This is a genomic window from Phenylobacterium hankyongense (assembly GCF_003254505.1).
GTDB classification, from domain to species: domain Bacteria; phylum Pseudomonadota; class Alphaproteobacteria; order Caulobacterales; family Caulobacteraceae; genus Phenylobacterium; species Phenylobacterium hankyongense.
In genome coordinates this window covers 3,107,767-3,122,261 of sequence record NZ_QFYP01000001.1, presented here as the reverse complement: position 1 = coordinate 3,122,261, position 14,495 = coordinate 3,107,767, and the positions used below count along the sequence as shown (strand labels likewise).

Genomic DNA, 14,495 nt, shown 5'->3' with positions numbered 1-14,495 from the left:
TCAGTCCTGCGGCAGCTGCTGGAGGATCGAGGCCAGGTCGATCCAGACGTTCTCGCGCCGGATTTCCCCGTCGTCGGTGAACTCGACCACGTGCAGCAGCCGGAATTCCAGCGGCCGTCCCTTGCCGTCCAGCCCGAACGGCCGGCCGGGCGCCGTGCCGCGCCAACGCGAGTCGTCGACCATGAACCCGTCGCCGTAGAGCCGGCGCAGGCACTCGACCTTTCCGTCGGCCAGGTCGGCGAAGAGCGCCTCGTAGAACGGCCGCGCGCCGTCCCGTCCCCGCGTCGGTCCGGTGGGCCAGCCCACGATGTCATGCTCGACGTCGTCGGTGAGCGTGGAGAGCACGCCCGCCACGTCGTCACGCGCCTCAAAGCCGAAATGCTCGTCCATTTTGCGGTCCATGTCCGCAGAGGTCACACACATGATGTCATCCTCCGTTCGTCGAACGACGATATTAATGAGACGACCATCTCACGTCAAGACGCCCTTCTCATTCTTGTGGCCGGCCCATTGAGCCTTCCCCCTCGGCCCTCTAGCTTCGCGGCGCACCGCCGGAGCCCGCATGAAGATCGCCACCTGGAACGTCAATTCCGTCAACGCCCGCCTGGAGACGGTGCTGCGCTGGTTCGAGTCGGCCCAGCCGGACGTCGCCTGCCTGCAGGAGATCAAGTGCGTCGACGAGAAGTTTCCGACCGAAGCCTTTGAACGGCTTGGCTATAATGTCGCCGTCCATGGCCAGAAGAGCTACAACGGCGTGGCCCTGCTCTCCAAGACCCCGCTGGAGGACATCCGGCGCGGCCTGCCCGAGGGCGAAGGCGACGACCACGCCCGCTACATCGAGGCGGTGGTCTCCGGGCGCCAGCCGGTGCGGGTGGCCTCGATCTACCTGCCCAACGGCAATCCCATCCCCACCGAGAAGTTCGCCTACAAGCTCGCCTGGATGGACCGGCTGAACCGCCACGCCCAGGCGCTGCTGGCGCTGGAGGAGCCGCTGGTGCTCACCGGCGACTTCAACGTCATCCCCGAGCCGCGCGACGCCGAGTTCCCCAAGAACTGGGTGGACGACGCCCTCTTCCAGCCGGAGAGCCGCGAGGCCTTCCGGGCGCTGAAGTGGCTGGGGCTGACCGACGCCTACCTGCAGGCCGACGGCGCGCCGGGCGCCTACACCTTCTGGGACTACCAGGCCGGCGCCTGGCAGCGGAACAACGGCATCCGCATCGACCACGCCCTGCTCTCCCCCCAGGCCGCCGACCTGCTGCGCGGCGTCAGCATCCACCGCGACGTCCGCAGCTGGGAAAAGCCCTCCGACCATGTGCCCTTCATGGTTGAGCTGGACCTCTAGGCGGGACTCACGAAACCGGCGTAGCCTCCGCGTATGGACGATGTCGCGCGGCTCCTGCTGCTGCTCGCGTTGGCGGGCGTGACGCTGACCCTGCTGGGCGGGGCTGCGATCTGGTATTCGGATGAGGCCCGGCGCATCCGGCGCGGCCTGCGCAAGGTCCTGAGGGCCGAACCGCATGCACTGCTGGTCGCGCGCGGACGCGGACGCGGCGTGGGCTTCAACTTCACCAGCAACATCCTGGCGGTGACCTGGGACGCCGGCGCCTGGTGCCTGCTCTACCGCATCGAGGAGCTGGTGGGGGCCGAGCTCGTGGTCGATGGCCAGGTGGTCGGGCGGTCCTACCGCGGCGAGCCGCGTCGCCCACTGGACATGCTCACCGGCGCGGACAAGCTGGTGCGCCTGCGGCTGGTGTTCGACGATCCCTACCGCCCGGACTTCGACCTCGACCTGTGGCTGCCGCAGGACGAGGCCCGCCGCAAGGCGCTCTCCGCGCCCGAGGCGGTGCAGGAAGCCAATCGCTGGCTGGCGCGCACCGAGGCGCTGTTCCGCCGCCCGGTCCCGCGCCGGGAGGCCGTGGCGGTGGCCGCCCGGCCCGCTCCTGAGCCTGCGCCCGAGCCCGTGGCCCCTCCGGTCCCACAGCGCCGGCCGGAGCCGGAGCCCCGCCTCGACGCCCTGCCGTTCGGCGACGACGAAGACCAGCATCAGGACGAAGACCAGTTCGAGGATCACAAGGCGGAAACTTGACGCTGTAAATCTATCCGCGCACACTGCCGCCAGCTAAAGGGATGCGTCCATGACCAGCCTGATCGCCGCGGCGGCCTTCTTCGTCCTCATCCATCTTCTCGTCTCCGGCACCCGGGTGCGCGACGCCCTGACCGGGCGGATCGGCCAGGGTCCTTACATGGGGCTGTTCGCCCTGGCCTCGGTGGGGGGCCTGGTGTGGCTGGGCTTCGCCTTCGGCAGTTCCCGCGGCTCGGCGGACAACGACGTGCTCTGGGGCATGACGCCGGCCACCCACGGCCTGCAACTGGCGCTGCAGCTCGTGGCGATGCTGCTCATCGTGCCGGGACTGACCACCCCCAACCCCACCAGCGTCCGGCAGGAAGGCGCCCTCGACCGCCCGGAGGTGGTTCGCGGCATGCTGCGCATCACCCGCCATCCCTTCCTGTGGGGCGTGGCGATCTGGGCCATCGGCCACCTGCTGGTGAACGGCGACGCCGCCAGCCTCGTGCTGTTCGGCTCCATGCTGGTGCTGGCCCTGTTCGGCACGGCCAGCATCGACGCCAAGCGCAAGCGGGCGCTGGGGGCCAAGTGGGACGCCTTCGCCGCCCAGACCTCCAACGCGCCCTTCCTGGCCATCGCGCAGGGTCGGCAGCGGCTTAGCCTGCGCGAGATCGGCTGGTGGCGGATCCTCCTGGCGGTCGCGGTCTGGGCGGCGCTCGCCTGGGCCCACCCCTACCTGTTCGGCGTGAAGGCGCTCTAGCCGAGCGCGAACGCCACCGCCGCCTCGGCGTGGACGACGGCGGTGTCCACCGCCGGCAGGCCGAGCTCCGCCGGATCGAGCAGCAGGCCTATCTCCGTGCAGCCGAAGATCACCCCGTCGGCGCCGGCCGCCTTGCCGCGGGCGATCATCGCCAGCGCCTCGGCCTTGGACGCAGGCGAGATCACCCCCTGGCAGAGCTCGTCGAAGATGATGGCGTGCAGCCGCTCGCGGTCGGCGGCGTCGGGCACGCTGACCGCCAGCCCCGCCGCTTCGAGCCGCTCGCGGTAGAAGGCCTTTTCCATGGTGAAGCGCGTGGCCAGCAGCAGCGGGCGGCTGACGCCCCTCGCCTTCAGCGCCGCCGCCGTGGCGTCGGCGATGTGGATCAACGGCGCGCCCACCGCCGCCTGAACCTGGTCGGCGTTGATGTGCATGGTGTTGGCGCAGATCAGGATCGCCTCGGCGCCGGCGGCTTCCAGGCGCCGGGCCGCCTCGGCCAGCTGGACGCCGGTAGCCTCCCAGTCGCCCTTGGCCTGCAGCTCGGCGATCGGCGCGAAGTCCACCGACCAGAGGATCAGCTGGGCGGAGTGCAGGCCGCCCAGCCGCTCGCGGACCAGCCGGTTGAGCAGCTGGTAGTAGACCGTCGTGCTCTCGGAGCTGATCCCGCCGATCAGGCCCAGGGTCTTCATCAGATGTCGGCGTAGACGTGCCGCTCGGCGGCCGCGCCCGGATGGGTGACAGCGCCCAGATAGGCCGGCCCGACCCCTTGGGCGAACTTCCACAGAGCGCCCGAGGCGTAGTTCGACACCCGCGCCGGCTCCTTGGCCAGTTCGTAGGCGCGGTGCTCCAGCTCGATTGGATCGACTTCCAGCTCGATCGTGCCCTCGTCGGCGTCGATGGCGATGATGTCGCCGTCCTTCACCAGCGCGATGGGGCCGCCGGCCGCGGCTTCCGGGCCCACGTGGCCGATGCAGAGGCCGCGGGTCGCGCCCGAGAACCGACCGTCGGTGATCAGCGCGATGTTCTCCACGCCCTGACCGTAGATGGCCGCGGTGGTCGACAGCATCTCGCGCATGCCGGGACCGCCCTTCGGACCCTCGTAGCGGATGACCAGGACGTCGCCTTCGTCGTAGTCGCGCGCCTCGACGGCGGCGAAGCAGGCCTCCTCGCCGTCGAACACCCGGGCCGGGCCGCGATGCTTGGTGTGCTTGAGGCCGGCCACCTTGACGATGGCGCCCTCGGGGGCGAGCGAGCCCCACAGGCCGACCACGCCGCCGGTCGCCGACAACGGGCTGGAGACCGGGCGGATGACGTCCTGCTGGTCGTCCCAGAGGACGCCTTCCAGGTTCTCGGCGATGGTCTTGCCGGTGACGGTCATGCAGTCGCCGTGGATCAGCCCGGCGTCCAGCAGGGTCCGCAGCAGCATCGGCACGCCGCCTGCCTCGCCCATCTTCTTGGCCGGATAGCGCCCGCCCGGCATCAGGTCGGCCAGGTAGGGCGTGCGCCTCATGATCTCGGCCACGTCGCGCAGGGTGAACTCGATGCCGCACTCGTGGGCCATGGCCGGCAGGTGCAGGCCGCCGTTGGTCGAGCCGCCGGTGGCGGCCACCACGACGGCGGCGTTCTCGAACGCCTCGCGGGTGCAGATGTCGCGCGGGCGGATGTTGCGTTCCAGGAGCGCCATCACCGCTTCGCCGGTCGCGACCGCGTACTGGTCGCGGTCGAGGTAGGGAGCCGGCAGCGCCGAGGACAGCGGCAGGGCCAGGCCGATCGCCTCCGACACGCAGGCCATGGTGTTGGCGGTGTACTGGCCGCCGCAGGCGCCGTCGCCCGGACAGGCGTGCTGCTCCAGGTCGCAGAGGTCCTCCAGGCTCATCTGGCCGGCCGAATATTTGCCGACGCCCTCGAACACGTCCTGCACCGTCACGTCGCGGCCGTGCCAGCGGCCCGGCAGGATCGAGCCGCCGTAGATGAAGGCGCTGGGCACGTTCAGGCGCAGCATGGCCATCATCATCCCGGGCAGGGACTTGTCGCAGCCGGCGACGCCGACCAAGGCGTCATAGGAGTGGCCGCGCATCGTCAGTTCGACCGAGTCGGCGATCACCTCGCGGCTGACCAGCGAGGAGCGCATGCCCTCGTGGCCCATGGCGATGCCGTCGGTGACGGTGATGGTGCAGAACTCGCGCGGCGTGCCGCCGGCCCGCTTCACGCCCTCGGCGGCGGCGTGGGCCTGGCGCATCAGGGCGGTGTTGCAGGGCGCGGCCTCGTTCCAGCAGGAGGCGACGCCGACGAAGGGCTGGGCGATCTCCCGGCTGCCAAGGCCCATGGCGTAATAGTACGAGCGGTGCGGCGCCCGCGACGGGCCCTCCGTCACGTGCCGGCTGGGCAGCTTGGCCTTGTCCCAGGAGCCGTCCGGTTTGCGATGCATCCTACGACTCCGACTGCGAGGCGCCTTCCTTAGGCGGCGGACCTTGCCATTGGAAGAGCTTGGCCCTCATTCCCCCCAGCGCGGTTCGCCGGCCGTCGGCCAACTCCGGCCCTCAGAGCGCCTTCTCGATGGCGTCGGTGACCTCGGTGTCGAGCGGATCGGTCCGCGGACCGAACGCCTGCAAGGCCTCCCCGCTCTTGCCGATCAGGATTTTGTGGAAGTTCCAGACCGGCTCGGCCGGTTCGCCCAGCTGGTCCTTGGCCCACTTGTAGAACGGGTGGGCGGCGTCGCCCTTCACGTCGACCTTGGCGGTGAGCGGGAAGTCGATGTTGAAGCGGGTCTCGCAGAAGTCCTTGATCTCGGCTTCCGTCCCCGGCTCCTGGCCGGCGAACTGGTTGCAGGGCACGCCCAGCACCACCAGCCCACGGTCCTTGTAGTCGGAATAGAGCTGCTCCAGCCCGTCGTATTGCGGCGTCAGTCCGCACTGCGAGGCGGTGTTGACCACCAGCACCACCTTGTCGCGGAAGCTGGTCAGCGGCAGCGGCTGGCCGTCGATCGTCTGGAACGAATATTCGTGCGCGCTGGAGGTCATGGACGTCTCCCGATCCTTGAAGCGCGGGAAGGCTAGCGCGCGCCGACGGGTTCCTCCAGCGCCTGTTCGACAGCGAGCGCCAGATCGAGGGCGCGGATCGCCTCCTCGGCGGTCACGATCGGCCGCGGCGCCAGGCCCCGCACCGCCTGCAGGAAGCCCTCGACGCTGGCGCCCAGCGGGTCGGTGGCGGCCGGGGTGTCGGCGAACTCGGGATTGAGCGCGAACGGCGTGGTGTTGCGGAACGCACGGGTCAGGAAGTCGATCTCCACCTCGCCGGAGGGGTAGACCACCCGCATGGTGCGCTTGCGCTCCGGGGCCATGCGCGAGACGTCGAACAGGGCGGTGAAGCCGTCGTCGAAGCTGACCTCGGCGCGGGCCTTGTCCCAGCTGCCGCTGGAACCCAGCCGCCCCTCGCCTTCCGCCGTCACCGGCTCGGCGGCGGAGAGCGACAGCGCCAGGTCGATGTCATGGACCATCAGGTCGAGGATGGCGGAGACGTCCTGGCTGCGGTCGGACGGCGGGCCGTGGCGCAGGGCCTCCAGCAGCAGCGGCTGCTCGGGCACGTCCAGCAGGCCCATGGCCCGGAACACCACCCGCTCCTGATGGCCGCAGGCGACGACCAGGTTGTTGGCCCGACCGGCGGCGCGGATCTTCTCGCCGTCGGCGACGCTGATGGCGATGGGCTTCTCGATATAGACCGGCTTGCCGGCCGCCAGCACCGCCAGCGCGTGCTCGGCGTGGAAGGTCGCCGGCGAGGCGATGGTCACCACGTCCACGGCGTCCAGGAAGTCCTCCAGGTCGTGGAAGGCGCGCCCGCCCAGCGGCACGGCGACCTTGGCGGCGCGGTCGGGATGGGAGTCCAGCACCGCCGACAGCACCACCCCGTCCAGACGGGCGTACTGGCGCGCATGATAGCCGCCGAACACGCCCGCGCCGATCACGCCCCCGCGCAGAGACTCAACCATCAAAAGCTCCGGATTGGCCGGAGCGCGTACCAGCTTGCCGCCCTCGACGCCACCCATGCGGAGGAGCTAAACAGTCGTTTGAACGGGACAAACCGTCACAGAGGAAACAGCACCATGGCGACCGCACGCGAAATCCGCCTCAAGAGCCGCCCGGTGGGCCTGCCGACCGCCGACAACTTCGAGATGGCCACCGTCGACCTGCCCGATCCGGGCCCCGGCGAGGTGCAGGTCCGCAACCTGTGGATGACCGTCGACCCCTACATGCGCGGCCGGATGAACGACGTGAAGAGCTACAGCCCGCCCTTCCAGCTGGGCAAGGCGCTGGACGGCGGCGCGGTGGGCGAGGTGACCGCCTCCAACGACCCGAAATTCAAGGCCGGCGACCTGGTGCAGTCCGGCCTCGGCTGGCGCGAAGGCTTCACGGCGCCGGCCTCCAGCCTGCAGAAGCTGGACACCCGCGGCCTGCCGCCCCAGGCCTTCCTGGGCGCCGCCGGCATGCCCGGCCTCACCGCCTATGCCGGCCTGCTGCGGATCGCCGCCCTGAAGGACGGCGACGTGGTGTTCGTCTCCGGCGCCGCCGGAGCGGTGGGCTCGATGGTCTGCCAGATCGCCAAGGCCAAGGGCCACACGGTGGTCGGCTCGGCCGGCGGGGCGGAGAAGGTCGCCTTCCTCAAGGAGATCGGGGTCGACCACGTCATCGACTACAAGGCCGAGAAGGACCTGACGGCGGCGCTGCTGGCCGCCGCGCCCGACGGCGTCGACGTCTATTTCGACAACGTCGGCGGCCCGCACCTGGAGGCGGCGCTGAATGGGGCGCGGCTGTTCGCGCGGTTCGCGATCTGCGGGATGATCTCGATCTACAACGCCACCGAGCCGCAGCCGGGGCCGCGCAACCTCGCCCTGCTCATCGGCAAGAACATCCGCATGGAAGGCTTCATCGTCTCCCATCACTTCGACCTGATGCCGCAGTACATCGCCGACCTCTCCAAGTGGGTGGCAGAGGGCAAGGTGACCTGGAAGGAGACGGTGTTCGAAGGCCTCGAGAAGGCCCCGGACGCCTTCATGGGCCTCTTCAAAGGCGAGAACCTCGGCAAGATGCTGGTCAAGCTCGCCTAGGCGCAGCGGCGCGGGCGGATCGTGAACGCCCGCGCCATTGGCCCGTCCCGACTGAGGGGCTACAAGCCCTCGACTTCCCTGCCCCCAGGAGCCGCCCGTGCCGCGCCTTTTCAGCGCCTATGTCATCGTCGACTGGAGCGCCGCCTCCAAGCCGACCACCGGCGCTGACTCCGTCTGGATCGGCGTGCTGAAGCGTGACGTGCGATTCCGCATGGCGTTCGAGAGCTTCAACCCGCCCACCCGCGGTGAGGCGGAGAAGCGGCTGGCGGCGATCCTCGACGACCTGAAGAAGCGCTCCGAGCGGGCGCTGGTCGGCTTCGACTTCCCGCTGGGCTTCCCGCGCGGGTTCGCCGAGGCCCTGAAGCTGCCGGGCGAGCAGCCTTGGCGCGCGGCCTGGGACCAGGTCGACAAGATGGTCAAGGACAAGGTCGACAACACCAACAACCGGTTCGGCGTCGCCTCGGAGATCAACCGGCGGATCACCGGCGGGCCGTTCCCGTTCTGGGGCTGCCCGCCCAAGGACGCCCTGACCACCCTGCAGCCCAAGCGCACCCGCGCGCACGGGCCCGACGATCTGCCGGAGTTCCGCCATGCAGACCTCGCGGCCAAGGGCGCGGCGTCGATCTGGAAGCTCTATTACAACGGCTCCGTCGGCGGCCAGGCGATCCTCGGCATCCCCGCCGTGCGCCGGCTGAAGCAGACCCGCGGCGACGGCGTGAAGGCCTGGCCGTTCGAAACCGGCTTCAAGACGCTGACCGAGGCGGACCTCGCCGGCGTCGACGTGGTGCTGGCCGAGGTCTACCCCTCGCTGATCAAGGCGCAGGGCGCGCCGGGCGAGGTCAAGGACCTGACCCAGGTGCGCTCCACCGCCGAGCATTTCGCGCGCCTCGACGAGGCCAACAAGCTGGGCGCCCTGTTCGGGCCCGGCAAGACCGCGGCGCCCGACGTGGTGCTCGACGCCGAGCGCGAAGAAGGCTGGATCCTGGGCGCCGAGGCCTGAGCGCCTAGCGGTCGCGCCGGCTGAGCATCCAGAACCGGGCGAGCAGCAGCGCGCCGGAGACGCAGCTCGCCAGAATCACGGCCCAGACAATGCCGATGATGTGCATGTGCCGGGGGATCGCCAGCCAGTAGGCGAGCGGCATCATCACCAGGATGTAGCTCGTCAGGTGGGCGCCGGTGGGCAGCCAGACGTCGCCGCGGGCCCTCAGCGCCTGGGCCGCCACCACCTGCAGGGAGTCCGGCAGGAACATCAGGCAGGCGAGCGCCAGGGCCGGCGCGGCCATGGCGATGGTCGCGGGGTTGCTGGTGTAGGCATGCGAGATCAGCTCGGCGTTCGGCCAGATCGCCAGCGAGACCAGTACGCCGAACACCGCCGTCACCGCAAAGGCCACGCCGCCCGCGCGGTTGACGCCCGCCGGGTCGCGCGCGCCATAGGCCGTCCCGACCCGCACCGCAGCGCCGGTCGACAGGCCGAGCGGCGCCATGAAGACGATGGCCGCGACGTTCAGCACGATCGCCCAGGCGGCGACGGCCAGTCCGCCCAGCCAGCCCGCGATGATGTTCATGCTGGAGAAGGACGCCACCTCGAAGAAGTTTGAGGCGCCCGCCCCGAAGCCGATCCGCCGCTGCTCGGCTTCGGCCGCGCGGTTGCGCTCCGGCTTGTCGAACACGCCGAGCTCACGCGCCTCGGGCATGCGGGCGATGTAGACCAGCATGGCGACGGCCAGGAAGGTCCGCGCGCCGGTGGTGGCCCACGCGCCGCCCACCGCGCCCAGCGCCGGCAGGCCGAAGGTCCCGGGCACCAGCAGCAGGTCCAGGCCCAGGTTCACCGCATTGGCGATCCACATGGCCCACGCCCCGGGCCCCGGCCGCGCCAGGCCCTCCAACCAGAAGCTGGCGGCCACGCTGACGGCGTACCCGGGCAGCGACAGGGAGAAGACCAGCAGCGCCTTGGTCGCCCCGTCCGCCAGGTCCTTCTCGAGGCCGATGCCGTGCAGGAAGGCCGGCCCGGCGACCGCGATGAAGATCGCCGACAGCACCCCGATCCACAGGCTGTAGGACAGCCCCCGCCGCAGCACCGCGCCGGTCTCGTGGCGGCGGCCCTCGCCGACGGCGCGGGCGGTCATCACCTGCACGCCGATGAGCAGGCCGATGGCCATGGTCACCACCACGCTGGTCGGGGCCCAGGCCAGGGCATGGTAGCCAAGCTGGATCGCCGAATAGCGGCCGACCACGATGGCGTCGGACAGGCCCATGGCCATGATCCCCAGGCGCGCGATCACCACCGGGCCCGACAGCTTCAGCAGCTGGGCCAGTTCGACGCGGACGGGATGGCGGCGCTCCCCGGCAAGGGAGGACGCCTGGGCCGCTGGGCGGTCCATGGCGGGGGCTCGGGTTTTCAAAGAGGACGCGGAAATTGGCGCCCACGCCCAAAACTGGCAAGCGAAGCTTCGCGTCCGTTAACGCTGATCCGCGCGCCGTGGCTTCGGAGGCACAGGCGAGCCGGCGGGCCCGCCTGTTCCGACGATCAGGTCGAGGCGGCCTGCCGGCGGACCGGCGTGCGGTCTTCCTTCAGCTTCTCGGCCACCAGGAAGGCCAGTTCCAGCGCCTGCTCCCCGTTCAGCCGCGGGTCGCAGTGGGTGTGGTAGCGGTCGGCGAGGTCGCCTTCCGCCAGCGCCCGCGCGCCGCCCAGGCATTCGGTCACGTTCTGGCCGGTCATCTCCAGATGCACGCCGCCCGGATGCACGCCCTCGGCCTTGCAGATCTCCACGAAGCTCTTCACCTCGGCGAGGATGCGGTCGAACGGCCGGGTCTTGTAGCCGTTGGCGGCGGTCAGCGTGTTGCCGTGCATCGGGTCGATCGCCCAGACGACGCTGCGGCCGGAGGCCTTGGTGGCCCTGAGCAGCCGCGGCAGGCGATCCTCGATCTTGTCGTAGCCGAAGCGGCCGTAGAGCGTCAGGCGGCCGGACTCGTTCTTCGGGTTGAGCGCGTCCATCAGACGCAGGACGTCGTCGCCCTCCATCGAGGGACCGCACTTCACGCCGATCGGATTGCGGATGCCGCGGAAGAACTCCACGTGCGCGCCGTCCAGCTCACGGGTCCGCTCGCCGATCCACAGCAGGTGGGCCGAGGTGTCGTACCATTCGCCGGAGGTGGAATCGACGCGGGTCATCGCCTCTTCGACGCCCAGCAGCAGGCCTTCGTGGCTCGTGAAGAAGTCCACCTGGTGCAGGCTCGGGTGGCTCTCCGGCGTGACCCCGATGGCCTCCATGAAGGCCAGGGATTCGCTGATCTTGTCGGACAGCTCCTCGTAGCGCGCGCCCTGCGGGCTGCCGGCCACGAAGCCGAGATTCCACCGGTGGATATTGTGCAGGTCGGCATAGCCGCCGCCGGCGAAGGCGCGCAGCAGGTTGAGGGTCGCCGCCGACTGGCCGTAGGCCTGCAGCAGCCGCTGCGGGTCGGGCGTCCTCGCCTCGGCGGTGAACTCCATGCCGTTGATGATGTCGCCGCGGTAGGACGGCAGGGTCACGTCGCCCTGGGTCTCGATCGGCGCCGAGCGCGGCTTGGCGAACTGGCCGGCCATCCGGCCCACCTTCACGACCGGCTTGCCGCCGGCGAAGGTCAGCACTACCGCCATCTGCAGGATCAGGCGGAAGGTGTCGCGGATGTTGTCGGCGTGGAACTCCTTGAAGCTCTCGGCGCAGTCGCCGCCCTGCAACAGGAAGGCGCGGCCGTCGGCCACGTCGCCCAGCAGGCTCTTCAGCCGGCGCGCCTCGCCGGCGAACACCAGCGGCGGCATGCCGCGCAACGTCTGCTCCACCTTCGCCAGCGCCGCCTGATCGGCATAGTCCGTCGGCAGGTGCTTGGCGGGCTTCGATCTCCAGGAAGCGGGCGTCCAGTGTTCCATCATCAAACTCCGCGCCGCCAAGGCCAGGGCGGCGAAAGCGGGCCTTCTACTCCGATATAGGGGCTCAGGTCGATGTCCGAGCGGGCGGACGCGGCGCCTGCATCGCGGCGATCACCACGAGCAGCCCGCCCAGCCCTAGCCACCACTCCTGCCAGATGCCGAAATTCAGGGTGCCGAACAGCAGGAAGATGGTGGCCGAGGCGGCGACGCCGGCGGCGGTGCGATCGCTGGCCGGCCGCGACAGCCGGCTGAGGCTCAGCCACCAGAAGGCCGCCGCGGCGACGGCGCCGACCGCGCCCAGCTCCAGCCAGGCCTGAAGCTCGCCGTTGTGGGGATGCAGCTGGATGCCGGGTCCCATCATGCGGCTGGCGTCCAGGCCCCAGCCGCGCAGCGGCCGGTCGCGGATCCAGTCGATGGCGTGGCTCCAGTAACCCATGCGCATCGACCAGGAGAGCGGGATGTCGCTCTCGATCACACCGTAGTCGCCGGTGGCCCGCACCGCCCACACGATCCCCGGCATGGTCAGAAAGAGCACGGCCGCCATCGCCGCCAGCGCCTTGGGTGCGGCGCGCGGCCACCGCCAGACCGCCAGGGCGACGAGCGCGGCGAGCGGCACAGCGATCACCGGGGCGTCGCCCTTGAACTCATGGGCGGCCAGCAGCGTCCCGGCCGCCACGATGGGCACGAGCAGCCAGGCCTCCCATCGCGTCCTCAGTCCGCCCAGCAGGGCCGCCGGCCAGAGCAGCGCCAGCACGAAGGTCGCGTGGGCCACGTTGGCCTGCGCCAGGTCCGGCCGGATCGGCTCGTAGAAGGCGACGTGCAGGCGCCGGTAGAGTTCGCCGCCGGTGAAGCCCTCGACCAGCAGCACCGCGCCGAACACGCCAAGGCCCCAGGTCAGGATACGCAGCGCCCAGTTGCGGAGCCGGGGGTCGGCGCGCCGCGCGCCGCACACCGCGCTCCAGCCGAGCGGCAGCATGAAGGCGAGCTTCAGCACCGTGCTCGTGGAGGCGTTCTTCGGGTGATAGGGGCTCCACGTGGTCGAGACCGCCGCCCAGACCAGGGCGGCGAGCAGGACGATCAGCACCGGCCTGTCCTCGTCGGTCATACGGATCGCCGGCAGGCTCAAGAGCCCCATCAGCGCGAGCAGCCCCGCAAATCCGAGCGGCGCCAGCCATCCCAGGACCGGGATCAGCACGACGGCGGCCAGCAGCACGCAGCCGCACCAGACGCCCACGATATCGCGCTCCGCCCTCACCTCATCTGCCGCGGCCGCGGTCATGCCACGGCGCCGAGGCCCTGGGGCACGTGCTTCTCACGCAGGGTGACCAGCTCTTCGGCCAGGGTCGGATGCACCGCGCAGGTGGAATCCCACTGGCTCTTGGTGACGCCCATCTTCATGGCGATGGCCGCCATCTGGATCATCTCCGGCGCGTCCGGGCCGACCACGTGGCAGCCCAGCACCCGCTCGGTGGCGCCGTCCACCACCAGCTTCACCAGGCAGCGTTCGTCGTTGCCCATGAAGGCGTATTTCATCGGCCGGAAGCGGGAGAGATAGATGTCCACCTTGCCGTGCTTGTGGCGGGCCTCGGCCTCGGAGAGGCCGACCGAGCCGATCGGCGGTTGCGAGAACACCGCCAGGGCGACCATCTCGTGGTCGAAGCTGGTGGGCTTGCCGTAGAACTCGGTCTCCGCGAAGGCCTGGCCCTCGCGGATCGCCACCGGTGTCAGGTTGATGCGGTCGGTGACGTCGCCCACGGCCCAGATGTTCTCGACGTTGGTGCGCGAATGGGCGTCCACCGCCACAGCGCCGGTCTCGGTCAGCTTGACGCCCGCCGCCTCCAGGCCGAGGTCCTCGGTATAGGGTTCGCGGCCGAGGGCGAACATCACCACGTCGCTCTCGCGGTGGTGGCCGTCGCTGAAGCGGCTGACGAGGCCGGTGGCGGTCTTCTCGATGGCGGTGTGGTGGGTCCCCAGCACCACGGTGATCCCACGCTTCTCCATCTCCTCGGCGATGTGGGCGCGGATGTCGTCGTCGAAACCGCGCAGCACGTTCGGGCCCCGGTGCACCAGCGTGGTCTCGACGCCGAGGCCGTTGAAGATCCCGGCGAACTCGATGGCGATATAGCCGCCGCCGGCGATCACGATCCGCTTCGGCAGCTCCTTCAGGTGGAAGGCCTCGTTGGAGGTGATGGCGTGCTCCACGCCCGGAAGATGCTTCGGCATCCAGGGACGTCCGCCGGTGGCGATCAGGATCTTTTCGGCCGTGATCGTCCCGGCGCCCGCCGTCTCGACCGTGTGGGCGTCGACCAGGCGCGAGCGGCCATGCAGCAGCTCAGCGCCGGCGTTCTGCAGGTTGCGGACGTAGACTCCGGAAAGCCGGGAGATCTCCTTGTCCTTCTCGGCGATGAAGGCGGGCCAGTCGAAGCTGCTCTCGCCCACGGTCCAGCCGTAGCCCTTGGCGATCTTGAAATGGTGAGCGAATTCCGAAGCGTACACCATGAACTTCTTGGGCACACAGCCGCGGATCACGCAGGTGCCGCCGACCCGGTGCTCCTCGGCCACCGCCACCCGGGCGCCGGACATCGCCGCCAGACGCGCGGCGCGCACGCCACCCGAGCCCGCGCCGATCACGAAGAGGTCGTAGTCGTATTTCGCCACCGGGCGC

At 70.2% G+C, this 14,495-nt stretch carries 14 protein-coding genes; 5 read left to right on the top strand and 9 right to left on the bottom strand.

Features of this window, described 5'->3' with window-relative positions; genetic code table 11:
- The gene (locus tag DJ021_RS14970) at positions 1 to 390 is read right to left on the bottom strand and encodes an ester cyclase (RefSeq protein ID WP_243626048.1); all 390 of its coding nucleotides are present in this window, start codon (positions 388 to 390) and stop codon (positions 1 to 3) included.
- 172 nt (positions 391 to 562) lie between these two features.
- Between DJ021_RS14970 and xth the strand changes: the two genes are divergently transcribed.
- Genes xth through DJ021_RS14955 form a run of 3 tightly spaced genes read left to right on the top strand, consistent with a single transcriptional unit; the run spans position 563 to position 2,825 of the window.
- Complete coding sequence (gene xth / locus DJ021_RS14965; protein ID WP_111458307.1) at positions 563 to 1,342, top strand: exodeoxyribonuclease III; 780 nt, start codon at positions 563 to 565, stop codon at positions 1,340 to 1,342.
- A gap of 33 nt (positions 1,343 to 1,375) precedes the next feature.
- On the top strand, positions 1,376 to 2,086 hold the full coding sequence (locus DJ021_RS14960; protein ID WP_111458306.1) for a hypothetical protein: 711 nt from the start codon (positions 1,376 to 1,378) through the stop codon (positions 2,084 to 2,086).
- A gap of 49 nt (positions 2,087 to 2,135) precedes the next feature.
- Positions 2,136 to 2,825: an NnrU family protein gene (locus DJ021_RS14955; protein WP_111458305.1), complete on the top strand. Its 690-nt coding sequence runs from the start codon at positions 2,136 to 2,138 to the stop codon at positions 2,823 to 2,825.
- Here the strand turns inward: DJ021_RS14955 and DJ021_RS14950 are convergent.
- The 4 genes from DJ021_RS14950 to DJ021_RS14935 all read right to left on the bottom strand — a co-directional run bounded on the left by DJ021_RS14950 (position 2,822) and on the right by DJ021_RS14935 (position 6,807).
- Positions 2,822 to 3,511: an aspartate/glutamate racemase family protein gene (locus tag DJ021_RS14950; protein ID WP_111458304.1), complete on the bottom strand. Its 690-nt coding sequence runs from the start codon at positions 3,509 to 3,511 to the stop codon at positions 2,822 to 2,824. The genes DJ021_RS14955 and DJ021_RS14950 overlap by 4 nt on opposite strands.
- Positions 3,511 to 5,250 (bottom strand): dihydroxy-acid dehydratase, encoded by a 1,740-nt coding sequence (gene ilvD / locus DJ021_RS14945; protein WP_111458303.1) that lies wholly within the window; start codon positions 5,248 to 5,250, stop codon positions 3,511 to 3,513. Before ilvD ends, DJ021_RS14950 begins: the two co-directional genes overlap by 1 nt.
- Positions 5,251 to 5,362: 112 nt before the next feature.
- On the bottom strand, positions 5,363 to 5,842 hold the full coding sequence (locus DJ021_RS14940; protein WP_111458302.1) for a glutathione peroxidase: 480 nt from the start codon (positions 5,840 to 5,842) through the stop codon (positions 5,363 to 5,365).
- Between the two features lie 32 nt (positions 5,843 to 5,874).
- Positions 5,875 to 6,807 (bottom strand): Gfo/Idh/MocA family protein, encoded by a 933-nt coding sequence (locus tag DJ021_RS14935; protein ID WP_111459128.1) that lies wholly within the window; start codon positions 6,805 to 6,807, stop codon positions 5,875 to 5,877.
- A 114-nt stretch (positions 6,808 to 6,921) separates the two neighbouring features.
- Between DJ021_RS14935 and DJ021_RS14930 the strand changes: the two genes are divergently transcribed.
- Together DJ021_RS14930 and DJ021_RS14925 are read left to right on the top strand one after the other, a co-directional pair.
- The gene (locus DJ021_RS14930; RefSeq protein WP_111458301.1) at positions 6,922 to 7,923 is read left to right on the top strand and encodes an NADP-dependent oxidoreductase; all 1,002 of its coding nucleotides are present in this window, start codon (positions 6,922 to 6,924) and stop codon (positions 7,921 to 7,923) included.
- A gap of 97 nt (positions 7,924 to 8,020) precedes the next feature.
- Positions 8,021 to 8,923 carry a cobalamin biosynthesis protein CbiG gene (locus tag DJ021_RS14925; protein ID WP_111458300.1) on the top strand — a complete coding sequence of 301 codons (903 nt, stop codon included), beginning with the start codon at positions 8,021 to 8,023 and terminating at the stop codon, positions 8,921 to 8,923.
- A 4-nt stretch (positions 8,924 to 8,927) separates the two neighbouring features.
- On the opposite strand, the gene DJ021_RS14920 is transcribed toward DJ021_RS14925, so the two are convergent.
- The 4 genes from DJ021_RS14920 to gor form a co-directional block, all read right to left on the bottom strand.
- A complete protein-coding gene (locus DJ021_RS14920) occupies positions 8,928 to 10,304 on the bottom strand; it encodes an MATE family efflux transporter (RefSeq protein WP_111458299.1) in 1,377 nt (458 codons plus the stop codon).
- 146 nt (positions 10,305 to 10,450) lie between these two features.
- Positions 10,451 to 11,833 (bottom strand): class II 3-deoxy-7-phosphoheptulonate synthase, encoded by a 1,383-nt coding sequence (locus DJ021_RS14915; protein WP_111458298.1) that lies wholly within the window; start codon positions 11,831 to 11,833, stop codon positions 10,451 to 10,453.
- A 61-nt stretch (positions 11,834 to 11,894) separates the two neighbouring features.
- Positions 11,895 to 13,109, bottom strand: a complete 1,215-nt coding sequence (locus tag DJ021_RS14910; RefSeq protein ID WP_111458297.1) for an O-antigen ligase family protein — start codon at positions 13,107 to 13,109, stop codon at positions 11,895 to 11,897.
- Entirely contained in the window at positions 13,106 to 14,488 is a 1,383-nt protein-coding gene (gor, locus tag DJ021_RS14905) for a glutathione-disulfide reductase (RefSeq protein ID WP_111458296.1), read from the bottom strand. The genes DJ021_RS14910 and gor overlap by 4 nt, the downstream gene beginning before the upstream one ends.
- Positions 14,489 to 14,495: the final 7 nt, after the last annotated feature.

What these genes read in the sequence shown, in the direction of transcription:
- DJ021_RS14915 (WP_111458298.1), bottom strand. Translation starts at nt 11,833, where the DNA reads ATGATGGAACACTGGACGCCCGCTTCCTGGAGATCGAAGCCCGCCAAG.
- DJ021_RS14910 (WP_111458297.1), bottom strand. Translation starts at nt 13,109, where the DNA reads ATGACCGCGGCCGCGGCAGATGAGGTGAGGGCGGAGCGCGATATCGTG.
- DJ021_RS14930 (WP_111458301.1), top strand. Translation starts at nt 6,922, where the DNA reads ATGGCGACCGCACGCGAAATCCGCCTCAAGAGCCGCCCGGTGGGCCTG.
- DJ021_RS14960 (WP_111458306.1), top strand. Translation starts at nt 1,376, where the DNA reads ATGGACGATGTCGCGCGGCTCCTGCTGCTGCTCGCGTTGGCGGGCGTG.
- DJ021_RS14940 (WP_111458302.1), bottom strand. Translation starts at nt 5,842, where the DNA reads ATGACCTCCAGCGCGCACGAATATTCGTTCCAGACGATCGACGGCCAG.
- DJ021_RS14970 (WP_243626048.1), bottom strand. Translation starts at nt 390, where the DNA reads ATGGACGAGCATTTCGGCTTTGAGGCGCGTGACGACGTGGCGGGCGTG.
- DJ021_RS14950 (WP_111458304.1), bottom strand. Translation starts at nt 3,511, where the DNA reads ATGAAGACCCTGGGCCTGATCGGCGGGATCAGCTCCGAGAGCACGACG.
- DJ021_RS14920 (WP_111458299.1), bottom strand. Translation starts at nt 10,304, where the DNA reads ATGGACCGCCCAGCGGCCCAGGCGTCCTCCCTTGCCGGGGAGCGCCGC.
- ilvD (WP_111458303.1), bottom strand. Translation starts at nt 5,250, where the DNA reads ATGCATCGCAAACCGGACGGCTCCTGGGACAAGGCCAAGCTGCCCAGC.
- DJ021_RS14955 (WP_111458305.1), top strand. Translation starts at nt 2,136, where the DNA reads ATGACCAGCCTGATCGCCGCGGCGGCCTTCTTCGTCCTCATCCATCTT.
- DJ021_RS14935 (WP_111459128.1), bottom strand. Translation starts at nt 6,807, where the DNA reads ATGGTTGAGTCTCTGCGCGGGGGCGTGATCGGCGCGGGCGTGTTCGGC.
- xth (WP_111458307.1), top strand. Translation starts at nt 563, where the DNA reads ATGAAGATCGCCACCTGGAACGTCAATTCCGTCAACGCCCGCCTGGAG.